Here is a 7385-nt window from a genome sequence, read left to right as displayed (position 1 = left end):
TATCCCCGCTGTGCAGATTTTCCGAACCACCTCTTTCGTCGGTGGCTTGCGGCTCTCGGGCATGACCGCACCGCTCGTGATCGACGGACCGATGACCGGGGCATGGTTCGAGGCCTGGGTTGCCCGGGTCCTCGCCCCGACGCTGAAACGGGGCGACGTTGTGGTCCTGGATAACCTGCCCGCCCACAAAAGCGTCGCGGCGCATGAGGCGATCGAGGCAAGAGGCGCCCGGCTGCTCTTCCTTCCGCCTTACTCGCCCGACTTCAATCCGATCGAAAACGCCTTCGCCAAGCTGAAAGCACTCCTGCGCAAAGCCGCTGCACGTACCGTCGACGATCTGTCCCGCGCCATTGGTGCCGCCATCGGCACCTTCACGCCCGCCGAATGTGCCAACTACTTCGCCGCTGCCGGATACGATGCATACTGATCGGAATCCGCTCTAGCTGTAATCAACGAGTCCTGACCCTCGTCCATCCGCGACAACGACCGTGCCCATCGCCTCAACAACCATATCGCCCAAGTGACCGCGACAACCCCGCCGACTTCAATATGGTTGCCGCATATGACGACAGGCACCGCGATATGGTTCTCGCAAAACCATTTTGCCGATCATTGCATCCGCCACGAGTGGTACTGGATCACTTCTACATTGCTGATTTATTTCGTTGATTCGCAAAATAATCATGCATCGGTAGATGCATATATGTATCTTCAATTGTACATATGTACATTTATTTACATGAAGATCTTTTCCAAATAATAGATCCACCCGATGGCGCAGCCATTTGCAACAAATTTTTGTCATAATAGTCATAAACGAGTATGGTTTTTCTTGTATTATCCATGCCTAATGACCATTTGCCATCAGCCAATGGAAGCAAAACAAAACCTTGGCCGGGTTCGATAGTTTCACTATAGCGCCCTTTATAGAATTTATAGTCAGACTTTATTGCAGGCGTTGTCTTGAACCAGATAACGTTGCCGTCTAGTTTGACCTCGGGGGCATTCACGCTCCGATAGCAACCTAGGCGATCTGCTGGGATGTTTTGTGAGCAGGAGCTGGTTAAAAGAAGAATCTGAATTATGGCTAGGCTTTTGCCAATTTTCATAAACGATATCATTTCAATACAACTTGCCGCTTTTGCAGCCGTAAATGTAGGTCCCACTTGCGGTTGCCGATCCCAATCCTGCTCCAATCCCCGTGCCTACGGAGCCGCCTACCAAACCGCCGCTAGAAAAGCTAAGGGAGAATGAAGCGACCTTGAAAAGGTTGATGTTCAGATTGTAGCCTTGTCCGATGAATGAGTTCATATTCCGGTAAGAAGAGATCAGCGTTGATCCAACACCCACATCTATACCGACGCCAGCGCCCACGGTGTAAAAGGAGCCTCGGTAGTACGAATTGGAACCATTAGGTGACATCACCTCAAAAGTTCCTGAGCTGTAAGTCGCGCCAGCCCCAGGTATAACGGACAGGTTTTTTGTTAAAGAAATAATTACAGCGCCGGGTTGTGCAGCCGCATTTCTGCATGATTCTGACTTGATGAATGGAGGCAGCTTTCGCTGAGATGTTCCGGTACCTCCGCCATAGTTCCGGTCGGGAGTTCCACCCGAGCCTCCCCCGCCATAACTATAGCCGAAAGGGAACGGGTCGAAGGGCTTGGGCAGCCGCTTGCCACATACGTTGATATCGTTGGGATTGTTTGGAACCAGACTGCCAGTCGTGGCATCGAAATGCATTGCGGTATTACACGTTTCGCCATCATAAAGGCCGGTCGGATCGGTTGCGTTGATAGGATCGCTGCCGACATAATTGTACCAGTTTACCCCATCGGCATATCCGATCGGATCGGTTTGCATGAAGCGACCGAGCGTCGGCGAATATACACGCGCCTTATAATCGTACATGCCGAGTTCCGGCAGCCATTTCTGCCCGGTATATTGGAAGCGCCCCTGATTGGCGCTGCCGGGGATACCGAATTCATCATAACTGTTGATCGCAATCACCGCCCCATCGGCGTTCGTCACCGCGACGACTGAGCCACGCTCATCCGCATGAAGCCAGCGACGATCAGCAGTCCCAGCACCTTCGTACCAAACGAGTGGTTCGTCGACTCCCGGCCCCCAGACATAGCGACGTAGTACCGTCGAGCTCGACTCGCGCACCAGCCGGTCTCCGACATAATCGAAATTGATGCCAGGTGTCTGACCGAGATTACCCGCCGGATTGCGGTAGAAGAGCTGCCCACTTGCGTTCATGTAGAGCTGATTACGCGTGTTGTAACTGTACGTCGTACCGCCGTCGTTTGCGAGGTTGCCTCGACCGTCATAACCCAGTCCGACGGGGCCGGACTGGGTATACTGGTTGAGGCCATTCGTGGCGTAGGCGCGGTCGACGTTGATGGCACGGTTCCACGCATAGGCGTCGTTGGAATTGGATCGACTCGCGATCTGACCGGCCGGGTTATACGTAAATCCAAGCGTTACATCCTGAGCGGTCCCCGCGAGATCCTGCCTAAGGCTCGTCAATCGCGAAGCAGCGTCGTAGCCATAGCTCGTTGTAGTACCATTCCCACGAGACAGGGTTAGGCGTCGGCCTAGGTTGTCATATTCGAAGCTCACCAGCACGAAACTGCCGCTCTCGCGAACCGCAGTCATCTCACCGAGCGCGTCATAGTCATACGTGACGAAAAATCCGTCATCCCATGTATGTCGGGTAAGGTTGCCACTACCGTCATATTGCAGGGTATTCGACGCGATGTTGCTGGATTGGGTCGTGACCCGGCCCAGTGCGTCGTAGGCGTAAGCGTTGAACCAGCCATTCTGATCCTGGGCCCGGGTTAGTCGTCCCGTCAGATCGTAAGCGTAGCTGACATCGACTTCGGCTATGTTGGTGTTGGGATTGTCATCGAACGTTCGTCGTCCGAGGACATCATATTGATAGCCAAGTGTCTGCCCGTCACGCAGCCGGCGGCTGGTGGCATCGCCTTTGCTGTCATAGCCGATCTGCTCGAAATCAGAGGGTGAGCTAGCACAGGCGGCACTTGACGCGGTCTGGAAGCATGTCCGCCATGCCCGGTCGAAACCGTCATAGGCGTACGCCGTAACATTTCCTTTGCCGTCCGTAACAGTGGCAGGCTTGCCCGTGGGGGTCTGTAGGATGGTCTCGGTGGAAGCTTGCGGCGTACCATAGCCTGACGTCACGCTGATCGAGACGGGCTGACTGACTCCCGCCGGGCTGTACTGAACGAGCGTGGCCCGGTCGGGACCATAGCCCGCGTCGCCGCCCACTGTGCAAGCGTCTGCCGCGGCACCCAGTGCATTGGGGTTCATACGCTGCGTCGTACAGGTCGGCCGTCCTGCCGCGTCATAGGCGTAATCTATACGCGAAAAAGTCGTACCGCCAGCCGACAGCGCGACCGAGCGCGTGCGCCCGGCATCGTCGAGGGTCAGTGTCTGGGTTTGAAGCACCGACACGGATCCAAGTGCGGTGTCCCCCTGATCGGGAGCCGTGCCTTGCGAGATACTGGTTACCCGGCCCCAGCTATCGTAACCATTGCGAATGGCGCGACGAGCAAGTGGACCTCCGCCATCGGGATCGGGCCCGATCGCCCCAAGCCGCTGGCGCGCTGCATCGTAATAGTAGCGCGTCGTGTCCGACGTACCGGGCAAAGGACCGTCGACGGTCAAAAGATCGCCAGCCGCGGTATAGGTCAAAGCGGTAGTGTTTTGGACTGAGCCATCACCTGCACCCGTAGTAATCGAAGCGGGTAGCAGATTTGAATTATACTGTGTGCTGGTTTGAATTGCATCGGCCGTGTTTTCACAGCTCGGCTGTGTGGCGCATGTCCAGCTACTTGTCGGCATCCAGACGCCAGCCACCTGCGTATAACGCATCTGAACGCTGGGATTGGTCCCCCCTGTGTTCTGCGTCACCGTCGAGGTGACGCCGCCATGCGTCGGGTCATACCCATAAGTTGTGACGACGCCACGTTCGTTCGTGCTCGTCGCCATGCGGTTGCACGTTCCAGCAATCGTGCAGCTATAATCCTGATAGGTCGCGGAGCGAGTCAACGTCGCTCCACCAACCGCCGTTACCGTCGTTTTCGTAACGTTGCCGTTATAGTCGTACTCGTATGTCGTCACTTGCCCACCGGGCGATGTCCCCGTCTTGAGCCGACCGGCGCTGTCATAGGTGTAGATCGTGGCACGGCCATATTCATCTTCCACTCGAGTCGGCAATCCGACCGTCAGATCAGATTCATACTTGCGGACACGTCCGGTTGGATCGGTAATTGCAAGTTTCGAGGTGGTAGTAGTCGGGTTTGTATAGGAATAGTTCCACGTCGCTCCGTCTCGGACGATCGAGGAGACATGTAGATTGTTGTCAATGTTAATACGGACATTGTCTCCGCTGCTTCCGGGGCGCCGTACTGCTTCATAGCTCGTCGAGCCGAACTGCTTGGTGTAACGCGTGGTTCGCCCCAATCCGTCGGTCACGTCATCAGTCGCGACATACCCCCCGGTGCTGAGCGAAGACCTGGTATAGGCATAGCTCGCGCTCGGAAGTGTGCCTGAACCTCCTTGGGCGTTGGCTCCCCGGGCACCCGTCACCGTACTCCATGCCGTAATCGTAGCCTGTGTGGGCGCTGGCTGGCCGAACAAACTGTCGCCAGCATATTGATAGTCGATCCTATATCCGGCGCTGTTCGAGATCGACGTCAGCCGCGTCATCCAGATTTGCGGGGGCGGACCGGACGCAGATTGAGCGCTCAACCGGCAATTTCCAGCCTCCCCACCTCGAGGCGCGCCATAGGGGCAGTAGGACGACGTAAGCCAGTTCAGGTTGGTCGTCAGGCCCTCTGGTTGTACAATTGATGAAAGATAGGCGTAGGCGTCATAATCATATTCACGCCCATCCGCGTGACGCGAAGCCTTCTCGATCTGGCCATAGGTGTACTTCGTACCATCAAGCAGAACGACCTGATAAATGCCCGATGTAACGACTAATTTTGCGCCTTCGGCCGTCGGCGCAAATCCACTAGCCGTTCTGGTGAAGACATAGGTCTTGCTATCCGTCCTGACGTAAAGAGGGCCGGACGGATCGAACGGATTGTAGAGCGAGATTCGAGCGTCGTTCCACGTCTGTCGGCCGTAAATGCGGCTGTCGCTAATTACGCCTGGACCACTGCCGACGACCATGTCAGCACGGGGCGAGCGATACTGTCCTGTCGCGACGTTGACGCCGTTTTCGTCGGTCAAGGAGCGTGCGGGCGGTAGTATCTCTCCAGCGAGCTGTGCCGATGCCATGGCAGGCAAAGAGACCGAGACGAGTAGAATTCCGCACGCGCCAGCAGCGCGCACGTAACGACGTGCATTCATGATGAACCCTCTTCGTCAGCGCCGCAGCGCTATAAGCAAGAAACGGCCAGAATATCTCAGCGCCGCGCACCAACGGTCTTCCCCGTTTTCGCATTGCCGCCTAGGAAAGCTGGACTACTCGTAAATTATTATTTTGACTTTCCAATAAGTTTTGCTGAGCATAGCAAGAGTCTGGCAGACTTAGTGCGCCCGCATCCCAATTGGGTGCGCAATCGTTCCGATCAGTTGATCGGGATGATCGTAAATCCGTTCAAGGGTATTACGACAAACCGCCTAACGGTGGGAGCAGCCGCCGAAGCGCCGGGATCCCCGGAACCATTGGCTGCACCTGTTACAGTATAATTGGTCCGATTTCCTGCCGCGTCATAGCCGATATTGGTCGTCGTGCTTTGCGATCCGCTCGTCTTTGAACCGACCAAGCGCCCCAAAGCATCATATGTGTAAGTCGTCGTGTCCTGTGCTTGCGCAAGGCTCGAAAGTCCAAGCGTGGCACAAAGCATCAAAATCTTGACTTTCAAGTGACTTTCCTTGCCTTCAATGGGGACGCCCGCGTTCGCGGCAGTGGATTTTCCCGCTATGGCATTTAAATATGGATTTTGACAAGTCCGTCACTACACTGTCATACACATTTTGAATGGTGCTCACAGGCATTGGCGTTTCGTGCATGCCTTGCATATCCATAAAATAGAGCGGACTGATATGTTAAAGCGACTGTTGCACGGTGCCATTTTTGCAAGCTCCGGTTTCTGGCTCTCGGCCGCGCAAGCTGATTATTGCACCGTGAAGCCTACCGCGGTTATCGTTCACACAAATCAGATTGTATATTTTACGGCCGAGACCGTTTGCCCCGATTGGTGCCAGCTGCCGCCCGGTTGGTCTGATCCGACCAAAGATCGTGCATTTTCGCTTTTAACGACGGCGCTTGTTCAAGCTCACCCCGTAACTTTGTTCTTTGCGTCAGGATGTGGACGACAACCTGTCTACAGTGAGCCCGAGGTGGTCATGCTTACGCGCGACCGATGAGTTCGGCTGGACGCCAGTTTTACTCGACAACGACTTCATTGGAGGGCCAGATGGCCGGACTTATCAGACGATCAATCTCCGCAGTCGCCTTGACGTGCTCCCCTGAAACTCTGCCAGTTTGAGCTAGGGTCAGGACTCGTTGATCACAGCCAGAAGATGACGGTGGCCGCGAGAGCAACGGCGGAAAAGAAGGCCGTGGGGCAGCGATCGTAGCGTGTGGCAACGCGGCGCCAGTCTTTGAGGCGGCCGAACATGATCTCGATGCGGCTGCGACGCCGATAGCGGCGCTTGTCGTATCTGACCGGCTCGTTGCGCGATCGTCGGCCCGGGATGCATGGCTGGATGCCCTTGGCCTGGAGAGCGTCCCTGAACCAATCGGCGTCGTAGCCGCGGTCGCCGAGCAGCCACTGCGCCTTTGGCATGTCATCGAGTAACGCTGCCGCGCCGGTGTAGTCGCTGACCTGGCCTGCTGTCATGAAGAAGCTCAGCGGACGTCCGTTCGCGTCGGCCACGGCATGGAGCTTGGTGTTCATGCCGCCCTTGGTGCGTCCGATGAGGCGCCGAGATCCCCTTTTTAACCCGCAGGCTCGATGCCGTGCGGTGCGCCTTTAGGTATGTCGCGTCTATCATGACGGTCTTCGGTTCGGCATCGCCCGCAGCCAGCCCCTCCATCATGCGCGTGAACACGCCACGCTCGCCCCAGCGCTTCCACCGGTTATACAGCGTCTTGTGAGGACCATAGGCGCTGGGCGCATCTCGCCAGCGCAGCCCATTGCGGTTGACGAAGACGATGCCGCTCAGCACCCGCCGGTCATCCACCCGAGGCTTGCCGTGGCTCTTGGGGAAGAACGGCCGCAGCCGCTCCATCTGATCGTCCGTCAGCCAAAAAAGGTCGCTCATCACCAGTCTCCTCGTGGAGCCTGAATCAGATCGCGACGCTCACATCAATGGGTCCTGACCCTAGAGTCCGGCTTCGTGAG

The 7385-nt window shown here is 56.4% G+C and carries 5 protein-coding genes; 1 reads left to right on the top strand and 4 read right to left on the bottom strand.

Annotated elements, in window-relative coordinates; genetic code table 11:
* The coding region (locus NS355_RS17610) for an IS630 family transposase (protein WP_058746861.1) at window positions 1-427 on the top strand (427 nt) is incomplete at its 5' end.
* A gap of 304 nt (window positions 428-731) precedes the next feature.
* On the opposite strand, the gene NS355_RS18845 is transcribed toward NS355_RS17610, so the two are convergent.
* The 4 genes from NS355_RS18845 to NS355_RS18455 all read right to left on the bottom strand — a co-directional run bounded on the left by NS355_RS18845 (window position 732) and on the right by NS355_RS18455 (window position 7305).
* A complete protein-coding gene (locus NS355_RS18845; RefSeq protein ID WP_153008283.1) occupies window positions 732-1109 on the bottom strand; it encodes a hypothetical protein in 378 nt (125 codons plus the stop codon).
* 13 nt (window positions 1110-1122) lie between these two features.
* Window positions 1123-5382, bottom strand: a complete 4260-nt coding sequence (locus tag NS355_RS18465; protein ID WP_084788092.1) for an RHS repeat domain-containing protein — start codon at window positions 5380-5382, stop codon at window positions 1123-1125.
* 221 nt (window positions 5383-5603) lie between these two features.
* Complete coding sequence (locus NS355_RS18460) at window positions 5604-5900, bottom strand: hypothetical protein (protein WP_084788090.1); 297 nt, start codon at window positions 5898-5900, stop codon at window positions 5604-5606.
* A 648-nt stretch (window positions 5901-6548) separates the two neighbouring features.
* Window positions 6549-7305, bottom strand: a protein-coding gene (locus tag NS355_RS18455; protein WP_153008282.1) for an IS5 family transposase whose coding sequence is annotated in 2 segments (ribosomal slippage) — window positions 6549-6975 and window positions 6974-7305 — 759 coding nt in all. Because the reading frame shifts where the segments join, the coding sequence is not laid out codon by codon here.
* Between the last annotated feature and the right edge of the window lie 80 nt (window positions 7306-7385).

The organism is Sphingomonas yabuuchiae, from assembly GCF_001477495.1.
Classification (GTDB): domain Bacteria; phylum Pseudomonadota; class Alphaproteobacteria; order Sphingomonadales; family Sphingomonadaceae; genus Sphingomonas; species Sphingomonas yabuuchiae_A.
The sequence above is the reverse complement of the archived record's forward strand: the minus strand, read 5'-3'. Positions and strand labels throughout refer to the sequence as shown.